The sequence below is a fragment of the Streptomyces sp. 2131.1 genome (genome assembly GCF_900105515.1).
In the GTDB taxonomy this organism is placed as follows: Bacteria; Actinomycetota; Actinomycetes; order Streptomycetales; family Streptomycetaceae; genus Streptomyces; species Streptomyces drozdowiczii.
Genome location: NZ_FNSY01000001.1, coordinates 3,706,025 through 3,730,578 on the forward strand (window position 1 = coordinate 3,706,025; position 24,554 = coordinate 3,730,578).

At 71.0% G+C, this 24,554-nt stretch carries 27 protein-coding genes, 1 tRNA gene and 2 pseudogenes; 10 read left to right on the plus strand and 20 right to left on the minus strand.

All coding sequences use genetic code 11. The features are described from left to right. Positions 1 to 47 precede the first annotated feature (47 nt). On the minus strand, positions 48 to 608 hold the full coding sequence (locus tag BLW14_RS16530; RefSeq protein WP_093708038.1) for a toxin: 561 nt from the start codon (positions 606 to 608) through the stop codon (positions 48 to 50). A 3-nt stretch (positions 609 to 611) separates the two neighbouring features. Continuing rightward, positions 612 to 1,058: a hypothetical protein gene (locus BLW14_RS16535; protein WP_093708039.1), complete on the minus strand. Its 447-nt coding sequence runs from the start codon at positions 1,056 to 1,058 to the stop codon at positions 612 to 614. Positions 1,059 to 1,610: 552 nt separating this feature from the next. Between BLW14_RS16535 and BLW14_RS16540 the strand changes: the two genes are divergently transcribed. From BLW14_RS16540 to BLW14_RS16550, 3 genes are all read left to right on the plus strand, one after another. Next, positions 1,611 to 1,949 (plus strand): MerR family transcriptional regulator, encoded by a 339-nt coding sequence (locus tag BLW14_RS16540; protein ID WP_093710753.1) that lies wholly within the window; start codon positions 1,611 to 1,613, stop codon positions 1,947 to 1,949. Positions 1,950 to 2,264: 315 nt separating this feature from the next. After that, positions 2,265 to 2,468 carry a cold-shock protein gene (locus BLW14_RS16545; protein ID WP_018522223.1) on the plus strand — a complete coding sequence of 68 codons (204 nt, stop codon included), beginning with the start codon at positions 2,265 to 2,267 and terminating at the stop codon, positions 2,466 to 2,468. A 428-nt stretch (positions 2,469 to 2,896) separates the two neighbouring features. Then, positions 2,897 to 4,435, plus strand: a complete 1,539-nt coding sequence (locus BLW14_RS16550) for a DEAD/DEAH box helicase (protein ID WP_093708040.1) — start codon at positions 2,897 to 2,899, stop codon at positions 4,433 to 4,435. A gap of 61 nt (positions 4,436 to 4,496) precedes the next feature. Here BLW14_RS16550 and crcB (BLW14_RS16555) read toward each other — a convergent pair whose 3' ends face one another. The 3 genes from crcB (BLW14_RS16555) to crcB (BLW14_RS16565) are packed head-to-tail and all read right to left on the minus strand — an operon-like array spanning position 4,497 to position 5,643. Then, complete coding sequence (crcB, locus tag BLW14_RS16555) at positions 4,497 to 4,871, minus strand: fluoride efflux transporter CrcB (protein ID WP_093708041.1); 375 nt, start codon at positions 4,869 to 4,871, stop codon at positions 4,497 to 4,499. Then, positions 4,868 to 5,227, minus strand: a complete 360-nt coding sequence (locus tag BLW14_RS16560; RefSeq protein ID WP_093708042.1) for a DUF190 domain-containing protein — start codon at positions 5,225 to 5,227, stop codon at positions 4,868 to 4,870. The genes crcB (BLW14_RS16555) and BLW14_RS16560 overlap by 4 nt, the downstream gene beginning before the upstream one ends. Beyond that, a complete protein-coding gene (gene crcB / locus BLW14_RS16565) occupies positions 5,224 to 5,643 on the minus strand; it encodes a fluoride efflux transporter CrcB (protein ID WP_093708043.1) in 420 nt (139 codons plus the stop codon). The genes BLW14_RS16560 and crcB (BLW14_RS16565) overlap by 4 nt, the downstream gene beginning before the upstream one ends. A gap of 308 nt (positions 5,644 to 5,951) precedes the next feature. Here crcB (BLW14_RS16565) and BLW14_RS16570 point away from each other — a divergent pair, with 308 nt between their 5' ends. The 5 genes from BLW14_RS16570 to BLW14_RS16590 all read left to right on the plus strand — a co-directional run bounded on the left by BLW14_RS16570 (position 5,952) and on the right by BLW14_RS16590 (position 11,531). Continuing rightward, complete coding sequence (locus tag BLW14_RS16570; protein ID WP_093708044.1) at positions 5,952 to 6,743, plus strand: peptidoglycan recognition protein family protein; 792 nt, start codon at positions 5,952 to 5,954, stop codon at positions 6,741 to 6,743. Positions 6,744 to 6,789: 46 nt separating this feature from the next. Next, positions 6,790 to 7,374 (plus strand): GNAT family N-acetyltransferase, encoded by a 585-nt coding sequence (locus BLW14_RS16575; RefSeq protein WP_093708045.1) that lies wholly within the window; start codon positions 6,790 to 6,792, stop codon positions 7,372 to 7,374. Positions 7,375 to 7,504: 130 nt separating this feature from the next. Then, positions 7,505 to 9,694, plus strand: a complete 2,190-nt coding sequence (locus BLW14_RS16580) for an MMPL family transporter (protein WP_093708046.1) — start codon at positions 7,505 to 7,507, stop codon at positions 9,692 to 9,694. A 5-nt stretch (positions 9,695 to 9,699) separates the two neighbouring features. Continuing rightward, positions 9,700 to 10,890 carry a sensor histidine kinase gene (locus BLW14_RS16585; protein ID WP_093708047.1) on the plus strand — a complete coding sequence of 397 codons (1,191 nt, stop codon included), beginning with the start codon at positions 9,700 to 9,702 and terminating at the stop codon, positions 10,888 to 10,890. Beyond that, on the plus strand, positions 10,887 to 11,531 hold the full coding sequence (locus BLW14_RS16590; protein WP_093708048.1) for a response regulator: 645 nt from the start codon (positions 10,887 to 10,889) through the stop codon (positions 11,529 to 11,531). Before BLW14_RS16585 ends, BLW14_RS16590 begins: the two co-directional genes overlap by 4 nt. A gap of 31 nt (positions 11,532 to 11,562) precedes the next feature. Here BLW14_RS16590 and BLW14_RS16595 read toward each other — a convergent pair whose 3' ends face one another. The 15 genes and pseudogenes from BLW14_RS16595 to BLW14_RS16660 all read right to left on the minus strand — a co-directional run bounded on the left by BLW14_RS16595 (position 11,563) and on the right by BLW14_RS16660 (position 22,934). Continuing rightward, the gene (locus BLW14_RS16595) at positions 11,563 to 11,901 is read right to left on the minus strand and encodes a P-II family nitrogen regulator (RefSeq protein WP_093708049.1); all 339 of its coding nucleotides are present in this window, start codon (positions 11,899 to 11,901) and stop codon (positions 11,563 to 11,565) included. After that, entirely contained in the window at positions 11,898 to 13,208 is a 1,311-nt protein-coding gene (locus BLW14_RS16600) for an ammonium transporter (protein WP_093708050.1), read from the minus strand. Before BLW14_RS16600 ends, BLW14_RS16595 begins: the two co-directional genes overlap by 4 nt. Before the next feature lie 176 nt (positions 13,209 to 13,384). Beyond that, positions 13,385 to 14,929, minus strand: coding sequence for a hypothetical protein (locus BLW14_RS16605; protein ID WP_093708051.1), 1,545 nt, complete (start codon positions 14,927 to 14,929; stop codon positions 13,385 to 13,387). Positions 14,930 to 15,104: 175 nt separating this feature from the next. Then, on the minus strand, positions 15,105 to 16,019 hold the full coding sequence (locus BLW14_RS16610) for a glycosyltransferase family 2 protein (RefSeq protein WP_093708052.1): 915 nt from the start codon (positions 16,017 to 16,019) through the stop codon (positions 15,105 to 15,107). Positions 16,020 to 16,121: 102 nt separating this feature from the next. Next, a complete protein-coding gene (locus BLW14_RS16615; RefSeq protein WP_093708053.1) occupies positions 16,122 to 16,880 on the minus strand; it encodes an SDR family NAD(P)-dependent oxidoreductase in 759 nt (252 codons plus the stop codon). Between the two features lie 144 nt (positions 16,881 to 17,024). Further along, the gene (locus BLW14_RS16620) at positions 17,025 to 17,609 is read right to left on the minus strand and encodes a TetR/AcrR family transcriptional regulator (RefSeq protein ID WP_093708054.1); all 585 of its coding nucleotides are present in this window, start codon (positions 17,607 to 17,609) and stop codon (positions 17,025 to 17,027) included. Between the two features lie 186 nt (positions 17,610 to 17,795). After that, positions 17,796 to 18,533 (minus strand): GOLPH3/VPS74 family protein, encoded by a 738-nt coding sequence (locus BLW14_RS16625; RefSeq protein ID WP_093710754.1) that lies wholly within the window; start codon positions 18,531 to 18,533, stop codon positions 17,796 to 17,798. A 698-nt stretch (positions 18,534 to 19,231) separates the two neighbouring features. After that, the gene (locus BLW14_RS16630) at positions 19,232 to 19,441 is read right to left on the minus strand and encodes a hypothetical protein (protein WP_093708055.1); all 210 of its coding nucleotides are present in this window, start codon (positions 19,439 to 19,441) and stop codon (positions 19,232 to 19,234) included. A gap of 549 nt (positions 19,442 to 19,990) precedes the next feature. Further along, positions 19,991 to 20,374, minus strand: a complete 384-nt coding sequence (locus tag BLW14_RS35165; RefSeq protein ID WP_256333041.1) for a hypothetical protein — start codon at positions 20,372 to 20,374, stop codon at positions 19,991 to 19,993. Between the two features lie 58 nt (positions 20,375 to 20,432). Further along, positions 20,433 to 21,091, minus strand: a pseudogene (locus tag BLW14_RS34005) (nucleotidyl transferase AbiEii/AbiGii toxin family protein); the annotation flags it as partial. Then, positions 21,088 to 21,531 (minus strand): annotated as a pseudogene (locus BLW14_RS35170) (transcriptional regulator). The pseudogenes BLW14_RS34005 and BLW14_RS35170, both read right to left, overlap by 4 nt. Before the next feature lie 269 nt (positions 21,532 to 21,800). Next, positions 21,801 to 22,124 carry a hypothetical protein gene (locus BLW14_RS16645; RefSeq protein WP_256332805.1) on the minus strand — a complete coding sequence of 108 codons (324 nt, stop codon included), beginning with the start codon at positions 22,122 to 22,124 and terminating at the stop codon, positions 21,801 to 21,803. Then, positions 22,121 to 22,486, minus strand: coding sequence for a hypothetical protein (locus BLW14_RS16650; RefSeq protein ID WP_093708057.1), 366 nt, complete (start codon positions 22,484 to 22,486; stop codon positions 22,121 to 22,123). Before BLW14_RS16650 ends, BLW14_RS16645 begins: the two co-directional genes overlap by 4 nt. A gap of 28 nt (positions 22,487 to 22,514) precedes the next feature. Beyond that, positions 22,515 to 22,700: a type II toxin-antitoxin system Phd/YefM family antitoxin gene (locus tag BLW14_RS16655; RefSeq protein WP_093708058.1), complete on the minus strand. Its 186-nt coding sequence runs from the start codon at positions 22,698 to 22,700 to the stop codon at positions 22,515 to 22,517. A gap of 160 nt (positions 22,701 to 22,860) precedes the next feature. Next, positions 22,861 to 22,934 (minus strand) — tRNA-Gly (locus BLW14_RS16660). A gap of 470 nt (positions 22,935 to 23,404) precedes the next feature. On the opposite strand from BLW14_RS16660, the gene dcd reads away from it, so the two are divergent. Both dcd and BLW14_RS16670 read left to right on the plus strand, forming a co-directional pair. Next, a complete protein-coding gene (gene dcd, locus BLW14_RS16665) occupies positions 23,405 to 23,980 on the plus strand; it encodes a dCTP deaminase (protein ID WP_018102070.1) in 576 nt (191 codons plus the stop codon). A gap of 7 nt (positions 23,981 to 23,987) precedes the next feature. After that, positions 23,988 to 24,488, plus strand: a complete 501-nt coding sequence (locus BLW14_RS16670) for a phosphoribosyltransferase (RefSeq protein WP_018522251.1) — start codon at positions 23,988 to 23,990, stop codon at positions 24,486 to 24,488. The last annotated feature ends 66 nt before the right edge of the window (positions 24,489 to 24,554 follow it).

A 24,554-nucleotide genomic window follows, 5' to 3' on the forward strand; every position in this document is an offset into this window, starting at 1 on the left:
GGCAGACGTCCTCGGGTGTGGGGGAGCGGGATCGTGCGGTACGGATCCTACGTACGCCGGAACAGGCCCCCGCGGCGGTGCGCGACCGGGCGCGAGAGCGAGTTGGCGAGCCGCCCCACCATGTCATCGCTCGTGACGTCCCGGGCCATCCGGGGGATGAGCGAGGCACCGAATTCGGCCATGCGTTCGTCGTGGGTGTCGTACTGCGCGCGCGCCTGCACGGCGTCCGGGACCAGCACCGCGTCCGGGCCGACCATCCGGGAGATGAGCGAGGTGTCGAAGACGGGCAGCAGCCGCTGCAGCTGCTCCGCGTCCAGCGAGGTGCCGTGGTCGAACCACTCGTGGCACAGCTCGTGCAGGATGACGTGCTGCGTCTGGTACTCGGTGGGGCGCCGGCGGTAGAGCACGAAGCTGGTGTCGCCGGTCTTCAGCCGCAGCCCGCAGGCCGCGTTGGCGCGCGCCAGCCGGTCGGGCATCTCGTGCAGCACGATGGTCCGGCCCCGCGCCGCCTCCATGTTGGCCACCAGGCCGGGTATGGAGAACGGCGAGGGCAGCGGCAGCTCCGCGAGCCCCTCCTCGCACTCCCTGCGCAGCTTCCGCATGGACATCGCTCAGCCCCGCTGTCCGTTGCCGGCCGGGGGCCTGCGGTCCTCGGCGTCCTTGAGCAGGGAGAGCGCGAACTGCAGCAGCTCCGGCGGCAGTCCGTCCTCGCCGAGCCCGCGCCCGGCGAGCCCGCTGATCTCGCCGGTCCGCCGCTTGGCCAGGAACTGGAGCCCGGCCACGACGTCGTCGACGACTTCGGACTCCTCCTTGAAGAACCGCCAGTCCACGCCGAAGCCGAGCCCCAGCGCCTTGAGGATCTCCTCGGACGGCTGGGTCACCTTGCCGGCCAGGATGTTGGAGAAGTAGCTGTGGGAGAGCGATCCGCCGCGCTCCCTGACCAGGTCGGCGAAGAACCGGCCCGAGATCTTCCGGCCGGGAAAGGTCTCCTCGACCATGTACTCGACCTTCTGGCGCAGCGTCCGCAGCTCCGGCGCGCGCTCTTCGCCGTTGTCCATCCGGCCCCCACGTTCACGTCCGCCGCAGGCCCCTGTCCGGTCCCGGGCGGCGCTCGATTCGGTCAACGGGCTCGTACTGTAACGAACCCCCGACCGGTCTCCCGGGGGCGGGAGACCGGAGACGACGTGAACCGGAGCATTCTCATCCGGTGTCCGGAGCGGGCTTGCGCAAACACTCTACGTCACTGTTAACTCGAAAAAACATGGGCAGGGGGCCACGAGGGGAGTCCCTTGCCCGTGAAGACGCCGCCGCGCGCCGCCACGGGCGCGCACAAAGGGGTGTAGCCCTTCACGACGGGGGATGCGTGAAGGGCTACCCGTGCATTATGGCCCCTGCCCCCGGCAGTCATCAACTGACCGGCCGGTCAGTGTCCTTGGCCCGAGCCGCCGCAGGTTGCCGGGTCCCGGCAGCCGCCCGCCCCCCTCCGGCCGCGCGCCGATTCCTTCCCTCGCCGGTGCAGGAAATCTGTCGCGGCTATGCTGGAGGCGATGGCTCGCACAATGAGAGATTCTCTGCACGGTGACGACGTCGGTGAGACGCGGCAGGAGACCCTGCCCCCCGAGACGCCCCGGCACGCCGCCGACCGTCTGGACGACGACGACTACCCCGCCTACACCATGGGCCGTGCCGCCGAGATGATCGGCGCCACCCCGCAGTTCCTCCGCGCGATCGGGGAGGCCAGGCTGATCACCCCGCTGCGGTCGGAGGGCGGCCACCGCCGCTACTCCCGCTACCAGCTCCGCATCGCGGCCCGGGCCAGGGAGCTGGTCGACGGGGGCACGCCGATCGAGGCCGCGTGCCGCATCGTGATCCTGGAGGACCAGCTGGAGGAGGCGCTCCGGCTGAACGAGGAGCTGCGCAGGCCCGGCCGGGGCGGCGCAGCGGACTGAGGGTCCGCGGGAAACGCTCGCGCGCGGCTCAACGAATATCTACAGGCGTCGGCACAGTTTTTATTGCCATACGCGGTAAAGATTTATGCCTCGCCGGGCGGAGTGAAATTACTCGACGCACCCGGCCGCTTCCATTGTGCTACGGTGGTTTCAGTTGCAGTTGTGGTTCCCGAATTCCGAGCGCTTTCGACGGCCTAATGGCCGGTGAGTGTGCTGAATGTTCATCCGGCTTCATATCCGGACGGGGTAATCATCGCGGCGATGCGGGGCTCGCGCAGTGCGGGTTCCGGGGATCTGCCCCAGAAGGAGAAAAAAATGGCTACTGGCACCGTGAAGTGGTTCAACTCGGAAAAGGGTTTCGGCTTCATCGAGCAGGACGGCGGCGGCGCCGACGTCTTCGCCCACTACTCGAACATCGCGTCCTCCGGCTTCCGTGAGCTGCAGGAGGGCCAGAAGGTGAACTTCGACGTCACGCAGGGCCAGAAGGGCCCGCAGGCGGAGAACATCACCCCCGCGTGAACCTGATCACGTCGGCGCCGGTGCGCTGACCGTGTATCCCGGCTGGGGCCCGCACCTTGGGTGCGGGCCCCAGCCTGTTGTGTTTTCCGGTACTGCGCAGCCCCTGGCCGTGGCGGTACCATCGCTGTGAGCGCCCCCGAGGGCGCTTCGTCGTGCTCCACCGTCTCCCCCGGGGGACGGATGATCCGCCTCCCCGGACGCAAGGGTCCGGTGGAGCCCGCGACGTGACCCGCAGGCCCGTTTCACGGGCCGGCCCGTCACGTCCTTCGCGAAGCACCGGACCCGGCTCAGGCCCGGCCCGTATCGGCCCGAAACCGGCCGTCGGCTTCGTTCACGTATGCCAACGGCCCGTTCTTGCGCTTTCCGCGCCGCTCACCGGCGCGGAAACGAGTCGATACGCGCCCCGCCCAGCCGAGGAAAGGCCCCGCTTGAACCGCGAACGCACACCCCGTTCCAACGATCGCTATTCCCGCACCCGTGGCGGAGGGCCGGATTCCGGCTCCCGTTCCGGCGGCGGATTCCGTACCCGGGGCGCGGGCCGCTCCGGACAGGGCCGTTTCGGCGCCCCCGACCGCCGCTCCGGCGGGTACGGCCGCAGGCCCGTCGCCCGGCAGGGCGAGTTCGAGCTGCCGAAGACCGTCACCCCGCCGCTGCCGGCCGTCGAGGCCTTCGCCGACCTGGACCTGCCCGACGCCGTGCTGGCGGCGCTGACCGCCCAGGGCGTCACCGAGCCGTTCCCGATCCAGGCGGCCACCCTGCCGAACTCGCTGGCCGGCCGCGACGTGCTGGGCCGGGGCCGTACCGGCTCCGGCAAGACGCTCGCCTTCGGCCTGGCCGTGCTGGCCCGCATGGAGCGCCGCCGCGCCGAGGCCCGCCACCCGCTGGCCCTGATCCTCGTCCCGACCCGCGAGCTGGCCCAGCAGGTGACCGCCGCGCTGACCCCGTACGCCAAGCCGCTGCGGCTGCGCATGGCCACCGTCGTCGGCGGGATGTCCATCGGCCGCCAGGCTGCCTCGCTGCGCGGCGGCACCGAGATCGTCGTCGCGACGCCCGGCCGCCTCAAGGACCTCATCGAGCGCGGCGACTGCATCCTGGACCGGGTCGAGATCACGGTGCTCGACGAGGCCGACCAGATGGCCGACATGGGCTTCATGCCCCAGGTCACCGAGCTGCTGAACCAGGTGCGCACGGACGGCCAGCGCATGCTGTTCTCGGCGACCCTGGACCGCAACGTCGACCTGCTCGTCCGCCGCTACCTGAACGACCCGGTCGTCCACTCGGTGGACCCGGCCGCCGGCGCGGTGACCACGATGGAGCACCACGTGCTCTACGTGCGCGGCGCCGACAAGTACGCCACCACGACGGAGATCGCGGCGCGCGACGGCCGGGTGATCATGTTCCTGGACACCAAGCACGCGGTGGACCAGCTCACCGACCACCTGCTCAGCAGCGGGGTACGGGCGGCCGCGCTGCACGGCGGCAAGTCCCAGCCGCAGCGCAACCGCACCCTGGAGCGCTTCAAGACCGGGCACGTCACGGTCCTGGTGGCGACCAACGTCGCGGCGCGCGGCATCCACGTCGACAACCTCGACCTCGTCGTCAACGTGGACCCGCCGAGCGACCACAAGGACTACCTGCACCGCGGCGGGCGGACCGCCCGGGCCGGCGAGTCCGGCAGCGTCGTCACGCTGGTGCTGCCCAACCAGCGCCGCGAGATGACCCGGCTGATGGCCGACGCGGGCATCACCCCGAAGGTCGCCGAGGTCCGCTCCGGCGAGGCCGAGCTGAGCCGCATCACCGGTGCGCAGGCGCCCTCCGGCGTGCCCGTCACCATCACCGCTCCGCCCTCCGAGCGGTCCGCGGGCGGCTCGCGCGGCCGCCGGCGCCCGGCGCAGGGCCGCCGCGGCCCGGCCCCGGCGGCCGGGAGCGGTGCACCGCGCCGTTCGTCCGGCAAGCACACCGGCTGACGCCCCGGTGCGGAGCCCGGCCACCCCGAGGGGTGGCCGGGCTCCGGCGTGCGCGGGGGAGTCAGGACCAGAGCGCCCCGGCGAGCTCGACGCCCGCGAAGGCGGCGCCCAGGCCCACGACCACGCTCGCCACGACGTTGGCCGCCGCGTAGAACCCGGCCCCGTCCTCGGCCAGCCGCAGCGTCTCGTAGCTGAACGTGGAGTACGTGCTCAGCGCCCCGCACAGACCGGTCCCGAGCAGCAGCTGGAGGTGCGAGGAGGCGGCCCCGGCCGCCGCCGCGCCGGTCAGCGTGCCCAGGATCAGGCAGCCGGCCATGTTCACGGTGAACGTCCCCCACGGGAAGACGGAGTCGTGGCGGGACTGCACGGCCCGGTCGGTCAGATAACGCAGCGGGGCGCCGACCGCCGCGCCGGCGATCACGAGAAGCCAGTTCACTCCTGCTCCCCCTGTATGCCCGGCCCCTGGCTCCGTACGATCTCGCAGATGTCCAGGGTCACCGGGCAGCCGTCGGTCAGCTCCGCGATCCGCGGCAGGAACGCCCGTACCGCCTCCTCCGCGTCCACGACGATCACGGCCACCGGCAGGTCCTCGCTCAGCGAGAGCAGCCGCTGGGTGTGGATCGTCGACGAGGCGCCGAAGCCCTCGATGCCCCGGAAGACGCTGGCGCCGGACAGTCCGGCGGCGTGCGCCCGGTGCACGATCTCCGTGTAGACGGGCTTGTGGTGCCAGCTGTCGGACTCGCCGACCAGCACGGTCAGCCGCAGTCCGGGTTCGGTCACGGGTGTCGTCATGCCTGCCTCCACGCCAGTGCGCGGCGCGTCAGCCACACCGCGCTCCACACCGCCGCGAGGGCCGCGAGCAGTGTCACTCCGAGGTAGACCAGTCCGGTGCCGGCCCGGTCCTTCGAGACGAGCCGTTCGATGTCCACCGCGTAGGTGGAGAAGGTGGTGAACCCGCCGAGCACGCCGGTGCCGAAGAACGGCCGGACCAGCCGGTGCGCCGCCCAGACCTCGCTGGTGATCACCATGAAGACGCCGATGACCGCGCAGCCGACGACGTTGACCACGAGGGTCGTCCAGGGGAAGCCGCCGGTCGCGGTGGGCCACAGCAGCCCGGCGCCGTAGCGGGCGGAGGCCCCGACGGCACCGCCGAGGGCGACCACGCCGACGACAGCCGTCTGCGGATTCCGCGTCCATGAGCCGGGCATACGTCTCCTACCTGCCGGGGCGCCCACCGGTCGCGGGCGCGCTTCTGCGCAAGTAGGGACCGTTGGCGGGCGCGCACGCGCCCGCGGTTCGGGTACGGCGGGCCCCACCGCCGCGCAGCGGCCGGAACCGACCCTCTGCTGCTCCCAGGATATCGCCGGAGCGGCCCGGCCCGGCCCGGCGCCGGCCCGGACCCGGCCCGGCCCGGCGCCGGCCCGGACCCGGCCCGGGAATATTCCTCGTCCGCTGCGTTTTCACCCGTTCGGCCACCTCATCTGCGAGCCGGGCGGTATGGCCGCAGGGTGGAGGCATGTGGCCCCATCGAATATGGCTGGGTGCCGCGGTCCTCCCGCTGGCTCTGCTGGTCCCGCGGGACGCCCCGGTGCCGCACATCCTGGCCGAGCCGCCCGCCGCGCCCGCGCGTGACAGGGCCGGGGCGGCGCCGCAGCCCGTGATCGTCACCAGGGCGGGCTGGCACGCGGACGAGGCCATCGTCCGGGAGCACGCCGTCTACACGGGTGCAGTACGCGCGGTCTTCGTCCACCACACGGGGGAGACGAACGACTACGACTGCGCCGAGGCGCCGGAGCTGATCCGGCGTGTCGAGGAGGCCCACATCAGGGACCGGGGCTGGGACGACATCGGCTACAACTTCCTCGTCGACCGCTGCGGCACGATCTACGAGGGCCGGGCCGGCGGCGTCGCGCGCTCGGTGCGCGGGGCGCACACCACGGGCTTCAACGCCGACAGCGTGGGCATCGCGGTGCTCGGCGACTACTACGACGGCGAGAAGGTCCCGGCCCCCGTCGTCCGGGCGCTGGCGTCGATCGCGGCCTGGAAGCTGCTGCCGGGCGTGGACCCGCGCGGCAAGGTGCGGCTGCGGTCGACGAACGACGCGAGCCGGTATCCCAAGGGCGAGGTGGCCGTGCTGAACGTCATCTCCGGCCACCGCGATACGTATCGGACGAGCTGCCCCGGCCAGGCGCTGTACGACGAGCTGCCCGAGATCCGGACCATGGCGGCGGCCATGCGCGCGGCGGCCGAACGGGACGGCGACGCGGACACCGGGGATGCGGACACGGAGGATGCGAGTACGTACTAGTGCATAAATCTCTTGACGCTAGTACGTACGCGGGTAAGGTGTCTCCATGCCCGCCACGAGCCCGCTCCCCGTGACCCTGACCGGCCGCCACGTCCGCGTCGAACCCCTCGCTCCCGCCCACCTGGACGACCTCTTCGCCGCCGGCGGCAACGACGACGACGTCTGGCGCTGGCTCGGCACCCCGACGCCCCGCACCCCCCAGGAGCTGGAGTCCGAGCTCGACGCGCTGCTCGCGGACGCGTCCTACGTCCCGTTCGCCGTCGTCCACCTGGAGACCGGGCGGGCGGTCGGCTGGACGACGTACATGGACATCGACGTGAAGAACGAGCGCCTGGAGATCGGCTCCACCTGGTACGGCCGCGCCCACTGGCGCACCGCCGTCAACACGGAGACCAAGCTCCTCCTGCTCACCCACGCCTTCGAGGACCTGGGTATGGGCCGCGTCCAGCTGAAGACCGACCACCTCAACGAGCGCTCACAGCGCGCCATTTCTCGTCTCGGCGCCCGCCACGAAGGCGTCCTGCGCCGCCACCGCCGCCGCCCGGACGGCAGTTGGCGCGACACGGTGTACTTCTCGCTGCTGGCCGAGGAGTGGCCGGAAGCGAAGGGGTTTTTGGCGGCCCGGCTCTGACGTCACGTCAGCAGCGTTTTTGCCGCCCAGCTCTGACGTTGCGGCCGGCGCGTGTCCACCGGCCGGTGGACCCCCGGTTCCACCGGTCGAGGCTGCCGGGCGCACCGCCCCGCGCAACAGCATGGAGGGCATGAGACTTCGACCCGTTCACATGGCCCGGTGGAGCGCCCGGCACCCGTGGCGCGCGATCACCGGATGGTTCCTCTTCGTCCTGCTCTGCCTCGGCGCCGGCATCGCGGCGGGCTCCAACGAGGCCACCACAAAGGACTTCTGGGTCGGCGAGGCCGGTCACGCCGAGTCGATGGCCACCGACGCCGGCCTCCAGCGCCGCCCCACCGAGCACATCCTCATCCGGTCCGCGTCCGGCCCCCTGGACACCGCCCGGGCGACTGAGGCGGCCCGCGAACTCACCGTCCGGATGCGCGCCCTGGACGAGGTACGCGATGTTGGGGCGCCGATCCCCTCGAAGGACGGCACCGCCCTGCGGGTGAGCGTCGTCATGGAGGGCGCCGAACTGGACGGCAGGAAGAACGTCGTCCCGCTCCTCGCCGCGACCGCCGAGGTGGCCGCAGCCCACCCGGACCTGGCCGTGGAGGAGACCGGATCACCGGCCATCAGCAAGGGCGTCAACGACCAGCGCGGCGACGACCTCGCGCTCTCCGAACGGCTCTCCCTGCCGGTCACGCTCGTCATCCTGCTCGCGGTCTTCGGCTCGGTGGTCATGGCCGGGGTGCCGCTGCTGCTCGCGCTCTCCTCCATCGCCGCGACCATGGGCCTGTCCATGCTGGCCTCGCACCTGCTGCCCGACCCGGGCGTCGGCACCAACATGATCCTGCTCATGGGTCTCGCCGTCGGCGTCGACTACACCCTCTTCCACCTCAAGCGCGAACGCGAGGAGCGGGCCCGCGCGGGCGGCCGGCTCGGCCCCGAGGCGCTGGTCGAGCTGGCCGCGGCGACGGCCGGCCGGGCCGTGGTGATCTCCGGCCTAGCCGTGATCGTCTGCACCGCGACCCTCTACCTCGCCACGGACGTCATCTTCTCCTCGCTGGCCACAGGCACGATCCTCGTCGTCGCCGTGGCCGTGCTCAGCTCGCTGACCGTGCTGCCCGCCCTGCTGGTCAAGCTCGGCCACCGGGCGGAACGCCGCGCCGCACGGAAAGCCGCCCGGCGGGCCCGGCGCGGGGCACCGGCCACCGCCAAGCCCCCGAAGCCCGAGAACGGCCGGGTGTTCACCGCGCTCATGCGCCCCGCGCAGCGGCACCCCGTGGCCACCCTGTGCGCCTCGGTCCTGGTCATGCTCGCCGTCGCCGCGCCCGCGCTGGGCCTCAGGCTCGTCGACCCGGGCAAGGACACCTTCTCCCGCTCCATCCCCGCCATGCGGGTGTACGACCGGCTGACCGCCGCCTACCCCGAACTCCTCGTGAAGCACGAGGTGGTGACCCGTACGAGCCCCGGCAGGGCGCCCGAGGTCAGGGCGGCGCTGACCGAACTCGGCCGGCGCGCCCAGGCCGACCCGCTCTTCGCCCGGACCGCGGAGCCCCTCGTCCGTACGTCCGCCGACGGACGCGTCACCGTCCTCGAACTGGCCGTGCCGCACCCCGCCCCCTCCGACGAGGCCATCGCCTCGCTGGACCACCTCCGCGACCGCTACATCCCGGCCACCGTCGGCATGTTGAGCGGCGTCGACACGGCGGTCAGCGGTGACGTCGCACGCGGGCAGGACTACGTGCACCACGAACGCGGCAAGCTGCCGCTGGTGATCGGCTTCCTGCTGCTGCTCACCTTCGTCACGACCGCGGTCGCCTTCCGCTCGGCGGTCATCGGCCTGATCGGCGTCGTCCTCAACCTGCTCTCCGCGGCGGCCGCGCTCGGCGCGCTCGTCCTGGTCTTCCAGGGCACCTGGGCCGAAGGGCTCCTCGACTTCGACTCCCTCGGCGCCATCGCGTCCCGCGTGCCGCTCTTCCTGTTCGTGCTCCTCTTCGGCCTCTCGATGGACTACCAGGTCTTCGTCGTCAGCCGGATCAAGGAGGCCATGGACCACGGCATGACCGCCCGAGGAGCCGTCCTCGAGGGCATCGCCCGCTCGGCGAAGGTCGTCACGAGCGCCGCCCTCGTCATGGTCACGATCTTCGCGGCCTTCGTCTTCCTGCACCTCACGGAGATGAAGCAGATGGGCTTCTGCCTCGCCGTCGCGGTCCTGCTGGACGCCGTGGTGATCCGGATGATGATCCTGCCGTCCCTCCTGCTGCTCCTCGGCGAACGCGCCTGGCCCCGGAAGCGCCCGGCCCCGGCCGCTGTCGAACCCCTCCCCGTAGGCTGACGGACATGCTTCAACGGCCCCGGCGCGGCGACCCCTTCTGGATCTGGGCGCTCCACGGGTGGGAGGCCCTGTCCTGGGGCCTCGTCGCCCTGGTCACCCTGGTCACGATGGCAGGCGGGTCGCCCGGGGACCGGAAGCTCGGCATCCTCGCGGTGACGGTCCTGCTCGCTGCCTGTTACGCGGGGGTGCGGTTGCGCCCCGCGAGCCGGGTGCCCGGTCCGTACGGCTATCTGTCGGTGCTCGCCGCGGGGCTCGGGCTCCTCGCCTACCTGGGCGACGGGTTCGGCGCCCTCTACGCCGTGATGCTCGCGCAGTTCATCGTCTTCGTGGACAGCCCCCGGGGTGCCGTCCTCTTCACGGGGCTCGGGGCGCTGGGGATCACGGTCGGGGGCAGCCTGAGGGAGGGCGGGCAGCCGGAGGTCTTCCTCCACAACACCGTCTCCTCGCTGGGCGTCTGGGCGGTCGCCGTCCTGATGGCCGTACTGACGCCCAGGGCTCTGGCGCAGCGCGACGAACGCGCCGCCCTGCGCGCCGAGTTGGCGAGCACCCAGCTCGAACTGGCCGAGACCCAGAAGCGCCAGGGCGCGGCCGAGGAGCGCGAACGCCTCGCCCGCGAGATCCACGACACCCTCGCCCAGGGCTTCGCCTCGATCATCGTGCTCGCCGAGGCGGCCAGGTCCCAGCTCGCCGCGGACCCGGCCCGCAGCGCCCAGCAGCTCCAGTCCATCGAGCAGACGGCCCGGGAGAACCTGGCCGAGGCCCGGGTCCTGGTCGGGGCCGCCCCCAGCAGCGGGGTGGCCGCAGGCTCGGTCGCCGCGACACTCCGGCGCACCCTGGACCGGTTCACCGAGGACACCGGCCTGACGGTCACCGCCGAGCTCGCCGACATCGACTGCGACCAGCCGACCCGGGTCGCCCTGCTCCGCTGCACCCAGGAGTCGCTGGCCAACATACGCAAGCACGCCGCCGCCACCACCGTGGGCGTCGTCCTCACCGCACACCCCGGCGGCGCAGAACTGGAGATCACCGACGACGGACGCGGCTTCGTCGTCGAGGAGTCCCGGGGCTTCGGCCTGGACGGCATGCGCAAGCGCCTCGCGGAGTTCGGCGGCGGGCTCACCGTCACCAGCTCGCTCGGGGACGGCACCCGCGTCCTCGCCACCATCCCTCTGAACGACAGACCCGAGGTGCCATGACGACCACCCCCGCGCCTCTGCGCGTCATCCTGGCCGACGACCACACCGTGATGCGCGCCGGCCTGGTCGCCCTGCTCGGCTCCGAGGAGAGCCTCGACATCGTCGGCGAGGCGAGCAACGGCCGCGAGGCCGTCGACCTCGTCGAACGCCTCCGCCCGGACGTGGCCCTGCTCGACCTGCGCATGCCTGTCCTGGACGGCGTCGGCGCCACCACGGAGATCGTCGCGGGCGCCGCCCCGACCCGGGTGCTGATCCTCACCACGTACGACACCGACGCGGACATCGAACGCGGCGTGGAGGCGGGCGCCACCGGCTACCTGCTCAAGGACGCCACCCGCGAGCAGCTGGTGGAGGCCATCCACGCGGCATCGCGGGGCGAGACGGTCCTCGCCCCGCGCGTCGCGCAGCGCCTGGTGGCGAAGATGCGGCGGTCCGCCCCGGTCACCCTGACCGCCCGCGAGTCGGACGTCCTGGAGGCGGTCGCGGACGGCCTCTCGAACGCGGAGATCGGCCGCAGGCTGTTCATCGGCGAGGCCACGGTCAAGACCCACCTCCTGCGCATCTTCGCCAAGCTGGACGTCAACGACCGCACGCGCGCGGTAGTGGTGGCGCTGGACACGGGCCTGCTGAAACGCCGTTGAGGGCGGGCGGACGCCTGCGGCGCCCGGTGGCCTACAGGGCGTCCGGCCCCCGCTCGCCCGTGCGGACCCGGATCACCGTCTCCACGTGCTGCACCCACACCTTGCCGTCGCCGATGCGGTCCGTCCGGGCGGCGCGGACGATCGCGTCGACGGCCGCCTCCTCGTCGGCGTCGTCCACGACCGCCTCGATCCGGATCTTGGGCACCAGATCGACGCGGTACTCGGCGCCCCGGTAGACCTCGGTGTGCCCGTGCTGGCGGCCGTATCCGCCGGCCTCGGTGACGGTCAGGCCCTGGACACCGGTCTCCCGGAGCGCGGTCTTGACCTCGTCGAGGCGGTGCGGGCGTATGACGGCGGTGATGAGCTTCACGGTCCGGTCTTCCTGTCCCTCGGGAGCGACGCCGACTGCGGGGCCGCGTGGCCCAGCGCGCCGTGATCGTAGGCGCTCTCCGCGTGCAGCGTCTGGTCGAGTCCCGTGACCTCCTCCTCGGCGGTGGCCCGCAGCCCCATCAGCCGGTCGACGGCCTTGCCGATCCCGTACGTCACGAGGAACGTGTACGCCGCCACCGTGACCACGGCGACCGCCTGCCTCAGGAGCTGGGCCGCCCCGCCCCCGTACAGCAGGCCCTCCGCACCGCCGGTCATCGAGGCGGTCGCGAACAGGCCGATGAGCAGGGTGCCGACGATGCCGCCGGCGAAGTGGACCCCGACGACGTCGAGCGAGTCGTCGTATCCGAAGCGGAACTTCCACGCCACGGCGTACGAGCAGACGACGCCCGCCGCGAGCCCGACGGCGGCCCCGCCCAGGATGGAGACCGTGCCGCACGCCGGGGTGATCGCGACCAGCCCGGCGACCGCGCCCGAGGCCGCGCCGAAGGTGGTGGGGTGGCCGTCGCGCCGCTGCTCCACGAAGAGCCAGCCGAGCAGTCCGGTGCAGCCCGCGACGACCGTGTTGAGCATCGAGGCGGCGGCGAGGCCGTTCGCGGCGAGGGCCGAACCGCCGTTGAACCCGAGCCAGCCGAACCAGAGCAGACCCGCGCCGAGCATCACCATCGGCAGGTTGTGCGGGCGCATCGCGTCCTTCCGGAACCCGATGCGCGGCCCCACCACGAGCGCGAGCGCCAGCCCCGACGCACCGGAGGCGATCTCCACGACGAGTCCGCCCGCGAAGTCCAGCGCGCCCAGCGAGTCCTTGATCCAGCCGCCGGGCCCCCAGACCCAGTGCGCGACGGGCGCGTACACGAGCAGCGTCCACACCGGTACGAAGACGAGCCAGGCGGCGAACTTCGTACGGTCCGCCACCGCGCCGCTGATCAGTGCCGCCGTGATGATCGCGAAGGTCAGCTGGAAGGTGGAGAACAGCAGGGTGGGCACCCCGCCGGTCAGCGCGTCCGGCCCGATGCCGGCGAGGCCGAGGTGCGCCAGGTTCCCCACCAGCCCGCCGAACGCGTCGTCGCCGAAGACCAGCGAGTAGCCCGCGACCAGCCAGACCACGGTGACGAGCGCGATCGAGACGAAGCTCATCATCAGCATGTTGAGGACGCTCTTCGTGCGGACCATTCCGCCGTAGAACAGCGCCAGCCCGGGGGTCATCAGCAGGACGAGGGCGGTGGCGGCGAGCAGCCAGGCGGTGTCGCCGGAGTCCAGGCCGGCCGCGGCCGTGGTCACGGGGGTCACGGGGGAGTCCCTCCTCGGGGCGGGGAGCGGTGGGAACGACTGCGAGCGTGACCGGCCCGCGTTTCGTCGGAGGACCCCGTGTGTTTCCGCCGCATTTCATTGCCCGGGTGTTGCCGAGATCTCACGGACCGTGGGAGGGCGCGCGGGCCCGCCCCGTGGCGGCGGGCCGCCCGGTCTCAGCAGCCGTGTCCAGTGAAGCGGGCGAGCCCGTACGCCGAGTCCAGCCGGTACGTCCCCGCCTTCCGCACGGTCAGCCGTGTCCACTCCCCGTCCTGCCGCAGACAGGCCCCGGAGGGCCCGTTCACGCGGAGCCAGGGCGAGTGGGCGAGGCGTACGGTCACCGAGCCCGGGCGCTCCATGCGCATGGTCAGGTCGGCGTCACCGCTGCCGGTCACCGTGGCCGGCGGGGGCGCGAGCGGGGTGGCGTTCCGGACCCGGTAGACCGTCCAGCCGTCGTCCTCCCACACCCGGTCCAGCCACGGCAACCCGCCCCTGACCAGCGCCGCTTCGGCCTCGGCGGGACCATCCGGCTCCCCGTGGTGCAGGACGACGAGGCCCACGGCCCGCTGGTCGAGCCAGGCCCGGTAGCGGTCCGGGGTGAACTCGCCCTCGTAGAAGAAGCGGTTGCGCTCGACGTCGAGCTGGCGGTTCCAGCCCCGGGCCATGTTCACATGCGGGGCGAGGAGGGCGGCCTCCCGGTGGCTGCGGGCGGGGACGACCTCCACGCGGGTCCGGCCGGCGCCCAGCCGGTCGAGCGCGGCGACGACGCCCTCGGTGCGGGACGCCCAGGCCGGCACGGGGGCGGCTGCGCGCAGGTCGTCCAGAGTCCTGTCGACGAGCCAGAGCCCGGAGAGCACGAGGACGGCGGCCAGCGCCCCGGTCCGCACCCAGGCCCTGGCCCGGAACGTGTCGAGGACCGCCGCGCCCAGCACGGGCAAGGCGACGAGGCCGAGCAGCCGCTCCACGTTCGTACCGACGGGAGACGCGACGAGGAACGTGAGCAGCACCCCCACCGCGTATACGACCGCCCCGTACCGCGTCACCCGCCACTCCCGCGCACGCGGGGCGGCGAGCGCGAACACCGCGCAGACGAGGACCGGCAGCCACAACCGGTCCGCGTGCATGGGCTGTTCGCCCCGGAACGGGAACAGCAGCGTGGTGGCCCCGACGACCGCGAAGAACGGCACCGTCAGCGCGATCCCCGTCCGCCACCGGCGGTCCAGCAGGTATGCCCCGCCCGCCACGACCAGGAACAGCCCCGCCACCGGGCTCGCCATCGTGGCCGACGCCCCCGCGACGACGGCCACCACGGTGCGGTCCGCGTACCGGCAGGCGACGAGCCCGATGGCGACGCCGAGCGCGAAGGTAGTACGCCCCGAAGCGACGTTGCACCACAGGGCGAACGCGGCGAGCAGCGCGGGCACGAGCGCGTGGCGCATCCCCGTACGCACGAGGAGGCCGGCCATGACCCAGGTGGCGGCGAGGCCGGCGAGGACGGAGACCGTGCGGACGCCGAGGAGGGCCATCACGTACGAGGAGAAGACGCTGTAGTTGGCGGTGTGCATCCCGCCGTACCAGGAGAGGTTGTACGCCGATCCCGGGTGGCGCGCGGTGAACCCGGCCCAGGCCAGCTGCGCGGCGAGGTCACCGCCTCCGGTGGCCAGGACGGCGGCCCAAACGGCGTACAGCGGCGACACGGTCGCGACACAGATCAGCGGCACACGGTGGACCCGCCACCGCCATACCCGCCGCCTCTGCCACCGCTCGACCCCACCCGCGTCAGCCCGCACCTCTTCAGCGACCACCACGAGCCAAACCCTAGGGCGTGTGGTGGCGGTCGGGGACGGGGCGGTCGGGGCCCGGCCTCGTCCGAGTGCTGTGCTGTTCTGTGCTGTTCTAGAGGATCGGTGGCCGGCCCAGGCGGGTCATGCGCCACACGGTCCGCCAGCGCATCGGCGCCCGCCGCCCGGCCGGTGCCCGGACCCCTTCGGCGAACCCGCCCCACCACGCCTTCAGCCCCGTCAGCGAGCGCATCCGCAGCATGGCCAGTGTGATCCACACGCCGAGGTAGACGGGGACCAGTGGCGCCGGAAGCCGTCTGCGCGCGAGCCACACCCGGTTCCGCGCGGTGAACCGGTAGTAGACCGCGTGCCTGGCCGGAGACGTCCGCGGGTGCTGGAGGACGAGCGTCGGCACGTAGTGGATCTCCCAGTCCCCGTCGAGCGCCCGCCACGCGAGGTCGGTCTCCTCGTGGCCGAAGAAGAACGCCCCGGGCCACAGGCCGATCTGGCGGAGCATCGGCACCGAGAAGGCGTGTCCGCCACCCAGGAACGCGGTCACCTGGCCCCCGCGCATCGGATCGCCCGCCCGCAGCCGGGGGACCCAGCGCCGCTCTGTCCGCCCGTGCTCGTCGGCGACGCGGAACCCGATGACCCCCAGTCGCGGGTTCTGCTCGAAGCGCCGCCGCACCTCGCGGAACACGTCCGTCGCGACGAGCAGCCCGTCGTCGTCCAGCTCGACGACCACATCCACCTCGCCCGCGTCGCGAAGCAGTTCGAGCCCCACGTTGCGTCCCCCGGGGCACCCGAGGTTCTCGGTGAGCGCCACCTTGGTCACGACGGTGGCGCCGGGGGTGCCCGCCGCGTCCAGGGCATCGGTCGAGACGTCGTCGAGCGAGGTGGCGTTGCCGACGAGGACCACCCGCGCGGCCGGCACGTCCTGCTTCGCCACGGACGCGAGCAACGCCTCCAGTTCCCGGGGGCGCGTCCCCATGGTCACGATGACGACCCCGATACGCGGCGACAAGGACATGGTGGCTCACTCCAGCGATCGGCAGGCCCTGATGTTAGGTCAGAGGTACCGAGCCGACCCGTCGACAGCCGGGCCGGTTCCGCCCCGGCAGGTACGCGGCGATCAGGCCGACGCCCCGCTGTCGATGACCAGGTCCGTGCCGACCACCGCGCCGGCGGCGGGTGAGGCGAGGTACAGGACCGCGGCCGCGACCTCCTCCGCCCCCGCGAGCCGCCCGAGCGGGTTCTGCGACTTCACCCGCTCCGCCCGGTCGGCCTCGGTCTCGCCCGGGCGAAGGGACATGGGCGCGTCGGAGGCTCCCGGGCTGACGGCGTTGATGCGGATGCCCTCGTGGACGTGGTCGAGCGCCGCGGCGCGGGTCAGCGCGGAGACGGCCGCTTTCGAGGTGATGTAGGCGGCGGCGTTCGGTATGCGCAGGTGGGCCCCGAGGTTGGAGGCGATGTTGACGATGACGCCGCCCCCGTTGGCGCGCATGTGGGCGATCTCGTGCTTCATCGCCAGCCAGACGCCGGTGACGTTGGTCCTGAGAACCGCGTCCCAGTCCTCTTCGCTCACATCCGCCACCGGACCCGAACCCCGGAGGATTCCAGCGTTGTTGACCGCTATGTGGAGCCCTCCGAAGCGGGCCGCGCCCTCCTCGACCAGTCGGCGGACCTGCTCCGACTCGGTGACGTCGGCGACCACGGCGGCCGCCGTGCCCCCGGCCGCCCCGATGAGGCGCACCGTCTCGTCGAGGGACGCCCGGGTACGCCCCGCGACCACCACGGACGCGCCTTCGGCGGCGAAGGCGAGCGCGGTGCCACGGCCGAGGCCGGAGCCGGCGCCGGTGACGAGGGCGGTCCTGCCGGTGAAGCGGTTCACTTCCACAACTCCTAGCGCGCGTGGGCGTTGAACACCCATAATGGATCGTTCGGTCAAATATGGCGGCGTGCGAGGGTCGCCCCGGCTGACGTCGCGGGCGGGTCGTTCGGTTCGGCAGGGTTCGGTCGTGCGAGGTTGTGGCGTTCAGTCCAGCAGGGCCAATGCCTGCTCGGTGGCGTCCCGTACGCGCGCGGGATCGCTGGAGGCCTTGCCGACGACCCGTACGCCCTGGAGCAGCACGAGCAGCATGCGGGCCAGCGCGCGCGGCTCTCGGTCCTCCGGCAACTCGCCCTGGGCCTGGGCCCGTATGAGCGCGGAGTGCAGCGGCGTTTCGAGGTGCTCCCAGCTGGTCTCGACCCGGCGCGCCACCGCCACGTCGTGGGGCGCCAGCTCGGAAGCGGTGTTGGTGATGAGGCATCCGTGCAGCCGCGCCTCCAGGGAGGTGGCCTCCTCGGCGAAGCGGCGGACCACGGACCGGACGGCGGGCAGGGCCGGTCCCGGCTGGGACAGCTCCGCGAGAAGGGACGGATCCCGGCCCTCCGCGTAACGGTCCATGGCCTTCAGGAACAGCTCGTGCTTGTTGCCGAAGGTGGCGTAGATGCTGGCCCGGCCGATGCCGAGATGCTCGACGAGGTCCGCCATCGACGTCGCCTCGTAACCGCGCTGCCAGAACAGCTCAAGGGCCGACTGCAGCGCGGCCTCCGGATCGAATTCCTTGGTCCTGGCCACAACCAAGAGCGTAGACGGTATTGGAACGATCGGTCAAGAAAATTCTCGACGAACTCGACGAAGCAGTGCTCACGGACTGCGAGCCCGCAGACGGGGGCGGGCCGGAACTCGTCCCCGAGACACCGGGCAGGCTCGGTCAGGCCGCTTCGCATGTACGGCGGTTACGGCGCCGCCCGTCTGCCGGCTTCAGTCCCCGCCGCCGTCCCCGTTTCCGCCGAAGATCCAGTCCAGCGGGTTCCAGCCCGTGCCCTCGGCGATCGGTTCGGCGCCGTTGCGCGGGCGGGGCGCCGGCCCCTGGGACTCGAGCACCAGGTCGCGTACGCATCGGGCTATCGGGTCGTGCCTCGCGGCATCCGCCAACTCGTTGCGCGGCCGGAACTCCTCGTCCCCGGGCAGCACATGCCGGGCCAGCCCCGTCGCGCCGACGAGCGCCGCCAGCAGCCGGGCGCGCTCGTCGGTGGACGCGCCGTGGGCCACGGCGGCCACCCGCTCGCGCGCGGGCGTGGTCCGGTCGTCCGGGCCCACGGGGTGGCGCCGCTGCGGGACGACCACCAGGGACCGGGTGCGTGCCTCGCGCAGGGCCCCGCGCGTGACGAGCCGGTTGCGCCACACCTCGTCGGCCCGGCCCGCGGTGGTCTTCAGGCCCGCGGTGTCGCGTACCCAACGCGGCAGCTTCTGGCCCCTGCGCCGCCCGGCGAGACGCGTCAGCGCCGCGTCCAGCACGAGGTCACCGAGCGGCGGCCCGCCCACGGCGGTGATCCGGCCCTCGTGCACGGTGACCCGCCCCGCGAGCATCAACTCCGCGGCGAGCGCCCCCGCCAGGCCGAGCCGCAGGACATGGGGCCGGCCCAGAACCCGCCCCTCCTCCGGGTCATGGGCGAGGAGCAGCAGTTCCTCGGGAAGGGTGAAGTGCTGTACGAACACGACGGCGTGGCCTCCCCCGGGCGCGACGAACAAGCGGCCATGGTCGCACGCGGCTGCAATGACCGTCACCTCGAGCGGCGGTACACAGGCAGAGGTGCTTCCCAGGTGCCCTCTGGCCGGACGGGACGCAGGAGGTCGAGCCCGCACAGAGCGGCCAGTTCCTCGGCGGTGGAGGTCAGGAGCCCCCTGTGAGCGTTGAGTTGTGCACGCATGCCGACGCCCCTGGCCCAGAGCCTTTCGTGCTCGATGGCACTGCGTCCGGGCGGGCAGGTGTCCTCGTGGCGGCGCAGAGCCGCGTGCCACGTCGCCTGGAAGGGGGCGGAGTTGCTGGTTGGCCAGGACCAACGCGATCCGGGGGCAGCACGAGCAGGGGCGGGGTTCGGCCTTGACCCGCCCGCCTGTTTGCGGTAGCCCGTCACCGTTTCGTCCGGGTACTCCACGGGTGCGAGCCCGAGGGGCTCGGCCGCCGTGTGCGGGTGGTTGACGTAGGTCACGGGATTCGGGGCGGGAGTGAGCTGCCCTGGGTTCCGTAGCGGCCGGCTTTGTGGTTTCGGGCGGTGTTCGTGGTTGCCCGGGATCGGTGGTGTTGGGGCCTCGGACTCTTCGGGTGGGAGGTGGTCGAGGGCGGAGTGCAGGTGTTCGGTGTTGTACCAACCGACCCACCGGACGACGGCACGTTCGACCTGGTCAGCGTCTCGTCAGGAACCTTGGTACTCGATCACTTCGGCTTTGAAGGATCCATTGAGGGCCTCGGCCATCGCGTTGTCGTAACTGTCGGCGACGGAGCCGACCGGTGCGGTGGCGCCGGCCTCGATCAGGCGCTCGCCGTAGCGAATGGGCAGGTCTTGCGATCCGTGGTCGCTGTGACGAATGGGCCCCGAGCCCCTCTTGGTCTCCCGTCGCCACAAGACATTTCCACTGCGTCGAGCGGGAGATCGATGCGCACGTGGGTGGCGAGGTGCCATCCGACGATCATCCGGGAGTACACGTCCAGGACGAAGGCGACGTAGACCCATCCCGATCAGGTGCGGATATACGTCAGTTCCGCGACCCACAACTGATTCGGGCGGTGGGCACGGAAGTGCCGGTTGACCAGGTCGGGTGGCCTTGGGGTGGAGGGTTCGGGGATCGTCGTGCGGCGGCGTTCTGTACTTCACGGACGGCTCGCTCACGGAGCTCGTCGGGATACTTCCGCGGTGCGGGCATCAGACCCGCGCTTCCCATCTGCCGGATCAATCATGGCCGACTTCAGGGCCGCTACGAAACCCCTGATCAGCTCATGTCGGGTTTGGGAGAGGCGGACATTCCGGCGCAGGACCACCCTCCTTGGACGATGCCCAGGCGGCGGAGGCCCTGTTTTATTCTCCGCCGCCCTTCCCGATAGGCACTCGACGGGGGGGCCGAAGCGAAAGACCCCGCCGAGACGGCGGCACACTCGGGGGTATTGGTCCGCCCGCTTATTCGGGCGTGGGCTCGTCTAGAAGCCCGATGCCCCCGCTCCACGGTAGTTCGTCTTCGAAGTCACACGCCGCAACAGCTTGCCCCTGTGCGCCCCACACGGCTTCGAGAATGCGTGAGACGGTCTCCACCGTTGATGCCTCTCCATCCTGCGATACCGGCTCCACCTCAATCTGTACAGGCCACCGGACAAAGTCGTTGGATGGAGCTTCGTCATTCCGGGCATCAGGATTTCGGCGCACCTCGACTTCCACGTCGCCCATTGTCAGCGTACGCCGCTCGAAGGTGCCGTTGAAGAGTGCTTCTAGGAGGATTTGAGCTCTGTCGACCTTCAGCCCGGCGACCAGGATCCTGCAGTAAGAGTATTGGCTCATGGCTGTCACGGGACCCGAATGAAGAGAGGATTGTCAAACGGGCCGCCCCTGCGAATGATGGGCAGATCGGAGTCTCCAGCCCTTGGAGTCGTTCGCTGATGTCGGTGGCCCACGCCTGTGCCCACTGACGCAGCCCGATGATTGCTTGTTCGTCGAGTCCGTAGGCGGCGAATTCCGTGTCGTCGATCCAGTCGGCCCCGCTCAGTCGCGCCTGAAGCTCGCTCAGGTCGAAGGAGTCGCGGGCGTGACGCCGTCCGAGCTCTTCGAGTTCGATGTGGCTCCAGAGGTTCGTGGCGGCCTGTACGTCAATCAGGTCCCTGGCGAGTCCGCGGTCGGCCAGTGCGCGGACCTTGGTGCCGACGACGTCTTCGAGGGACAGCACCAAGCCGTGCTCTGTGTGTACGGGTGGCCGCCAGAGTGCTTCCTTGAGGATGTCGACCTCGCACTCTTCACGGCTGACAGGATCGGTGACGATCAGGCGCGCGGACAGCGGGTCTGTTTCCAGAGCACTGACCTGCCACCCGCGCTGCTCCAAGCCGATGCGCACGGCGGTCGCGATGTCCTCCATGCGCTGGGGATTCTCGGTCGCAACGTCGAGGTCTTGGCTGAGCCGGTCGACCAGGCCGTGCGCCTGGACCGCGTAGCCGCCGGTAAGCGCCAGAGGGTACGCACCGCCTACGGCGAGCACGTCTGAAGCAGGCGACGGTGCAGGCCGGTGAGGTTCACGCAGCCGCCCGGGAGCTGTGAGCCAGCTCGTCGAAGGAGCGTTCCCAGACTTCACGGACATCACGGCTGATCAGCGTGCGCAGAGTGGGCCACAGCCTGACGAGAAGGCTGCGATTGAGGTACCGGACCAGGTCGTCGTGCTGGCCCTCGGCCAGGACGATGCGGTATTAGCTCATCCGTAGACGGGGCTGGTCGAGGTCGAACGTGGTCAGTCCTGACCCCGCCAGGTGAAGCGGCAGGCTTACCGTGCCGTGCTCGGGGCCGGCGAGCTCGGACAGCGCTGCGGGCACGCGCCGGGCGAACTTGGCACGGCGGAGGTCGGAGGGGCTGGGCTGTGATGCCCTACGTCGATTATCCAGGGAAAGGCCACAGAAGCCGACCGGACGGTGACAAGGCGCCGCATACGAAGAAGCCCCGGGCCACTGACCTGGGGCTTTCATGTGGAGCGGGTGACGAGAATCGAACTCGCGCCCTGAGCTTGGGAATCAACGGTTCTTGGGCTGCCAGAGGGCGCCTGAGCTGGGGTTTTGCAGCGGGCGGGTGGATGAGCCCGTGTCTCTGAGAGCCGTATCTGACCGCTGTTGTCCGCTCTGCTGGGCACGGATGGGGCACGTCGGCGGCGGGTCGTCAGTCTGAGGTTCTGCGCTGGAGCGGGTGACGGAAACGGAACGGGACCACCTGTGCTGCAGGTGCTCCGGTGGCGCAGACGTCAGGCCCAGAAGGCTTCGGTGACGACGATCTGGGGATCGGCGTGGCGCCGCATGAAGGTGTAGATGAGCCAGCCGCGTCCGCCGGCCAGGTCCACGATGTGGGGGCCGCCGGGGCTTGTGGAGGCCAGAGGCCGGACGGTCATCCAGTGCGGGAGCGAGGCATCGGCGTCGATCCCCCGGAAGTACGGGTCTTCGGCCGTGATCAGTTCCGCACGGGCGCTCATGATCAGATCACTGCCTTCGACAGGCATGTTCTGGAAGTCGTGCTGCGCCTGCTTCGTCCAGTCCATTTGCCAAGGCGGCCGGAGTGGTTCGTCGGTCACTCTCCGGGCTTCCTCTCAGCGGCTTCGTGCCGGAGGCGGCTGTACTCCTCCAGAAGTCGGCTGGACTCCTCGGGGTCCTCGGACTTAGCGGCGCGGGCTTCGAGTTCGCGAAGGTGCGAGTCGAGGACGGGATTCCGCGCGATGGCGTACTGCGTCCACCACAGGCGCATGAAGGCGGGCACGGGCGTGATGTTGAAGGCGTCGCCGATGACGCGCTTCCAGTGCGCCTCAAAGTCCGGGAGGAGGTGCGGAGTGTGTTCCTGAATCGCCAACCGAAGTGCCTGAGGCGTGTGTTCGGGCATGGGCGGCAACCGCAGGGGTTCCCCCTCGTACCCATCGAAATGGAGTGCGTGGGCGGGCATGGTTCGTGCTCCTTGGTGTGGGGGTGGGTCAGGCCGCCTCGTGTCGGTCCTCGCGCTCGCGGGCCATCTGCTCGAACCACTCGGCCGGCACCAGGTAGGCGACCGTCTTCCCCTTGCGGGTGATGGCGGCGGCCTCGCCGGCGATCCGGGTCCGGTCCAGGATCTCGCCCATCCCCTTGCGCAGGTCGATGGTTGTGTACGTCTTCGTCTCCATACGCTCAAGCGTATAGCAACTATCATAGTTGACATATGTGCCCGCGGGTGCGAGGGCTGGAGGAAACAACGGGCACGCCGGGTGCGGAGCAGGCGCGGGGTGCCTGATGGGACTTACGGCAACAAAAAAGCCCCCGGCCGCTGGCCTGGGGCTCTTTTCATGGAGCGGGTGACGAGAATCGAACTCGCGCTCTGAGCTTGGGAAGCTCATGTTCTACCATTAAACTACACCCGCGAAAATGCCGACCGCTGTCTCCAGCGGTGCATCTTGACACACCTTACCCCATCGCCATCCCGTCGCGGCGTCGTCCGGGAGCGGGGGTGTGCGGGGAGGGTGACGGGGGTGTCGGGGGCGGGAGTTGGGGGCGTAGCGTGGGTGGTCGGAGTGCCGCGTGGAGCGGCGTCCCGTTCATCCCCTAATGTGGCGGTCTCGTCCACGGCTTGATGGGGAAGGGACTTGATGGACTCCATGGAGCGCACCGTCGTCCGCTGTGCCGAAGGGCACGTTTTCGCTACCACCTCGTTTCCGATGCAGCAGCTCGGGGCTGGGCGGATCGGGCCCGGGCGGCTCATCCGGTGTCCTCGCTGCGCCCGGTTGCGGCATGCCGTGCCCGTGGTGTTCGAGCAGCGGTAGGCAGCGGCGGTGACAGGCGCGCGGGGCGGCCCGATGAGGGCGGGTCCGCGCGTTCTGCGTATCCTCGGTGGGTGCTTCTCTCAGACAAGGACATCCGCGCCGAGATCGACGCCGGACGCGTACGCATTGATCCATTCGACGCGTCGATGGTGCAGCCCTCGAGTATCGACGTGCGGCTCGACCGCTACTTCCGGGTGTTCGAGAACCACCGCTATCCGCACATCGACCCGGCCGTCGAGCAGGTGGACCTGACCCGCACCGTCGAACCGGAGGGGGACGACGCGTTCATCCTGCACCCGGGGGAGTTCGTGCTGGCGTCGACGTACGAGGTCATCTCGCTGCCGGACGATCTCGCGTCGCGGCTGGAGGGCAAGAGTTCGCTCGGCCGGCTCGGGCTGGTCACGCATTCCACGGCCGGGTTCATCGACCCCGGTTTCTCCGGCCACGTGACCCTGGAGCTGTCGAATCTGGCGACGCTGCCGATAAAGCTGTGGCCGGGAATGAAGATCGGTCAGCTGTGCATGTTCCGGCTGAGTTCTCCGTCCGAGTTCCCGTACGGCTCCGAGCGGTACGGGTCGCGTTATCAGGGGCAGCGCGGACCCACCGCGTCGCGCTCCTTCATGAATTTCCACCGGACGCAGGTGTGAGGACCCGATGACCGACGATGTGCGGGAGAACCTGACGTACGACGGCTTCGGGCACGCCGTACGCGAGCTGGCGCAGGCCGTGGCCGACGACGGGTACGAGCCGGACGTGGTGCTGAGCATCGCGCGCGGCGGGGTGTTCGTCGCGGGCGGTCTGGCGTACGCGCTGGACTGCAAGAACATCCACCTGGTGAACGTGGAGTTCTACACGGGCGTGGGTACCACGCTGGAAATGCCGGTCATGCTGGCCCCCGTGCCGAACGTCATCGACTTCTCGGACAAGAAGGTCCTGATCGCCGACGACGTCGCCGACACCGGGAAGACGCTGAAGCTCGTCCGCGACTTCTGCATCGACCACGTCGCCGAGGTGCGGTCCGCTGTCATCTACGAGAAGTCGCACTCGCTCGTGAAGTGCGAGTACGTGTGGAAGAAGACCGACAACTGGATCAACTTCCCGTGGAGCGTGGAGAAGCCCGTCGTGCGGCGTAGTGGGCAGGTTCTCGACGCGTAGTAACAGCCTTGTAGCGCGAAAGGGCCCCGGTCACCCCCGGGGCCCTTTCCGTACGCGCGGCGCAGC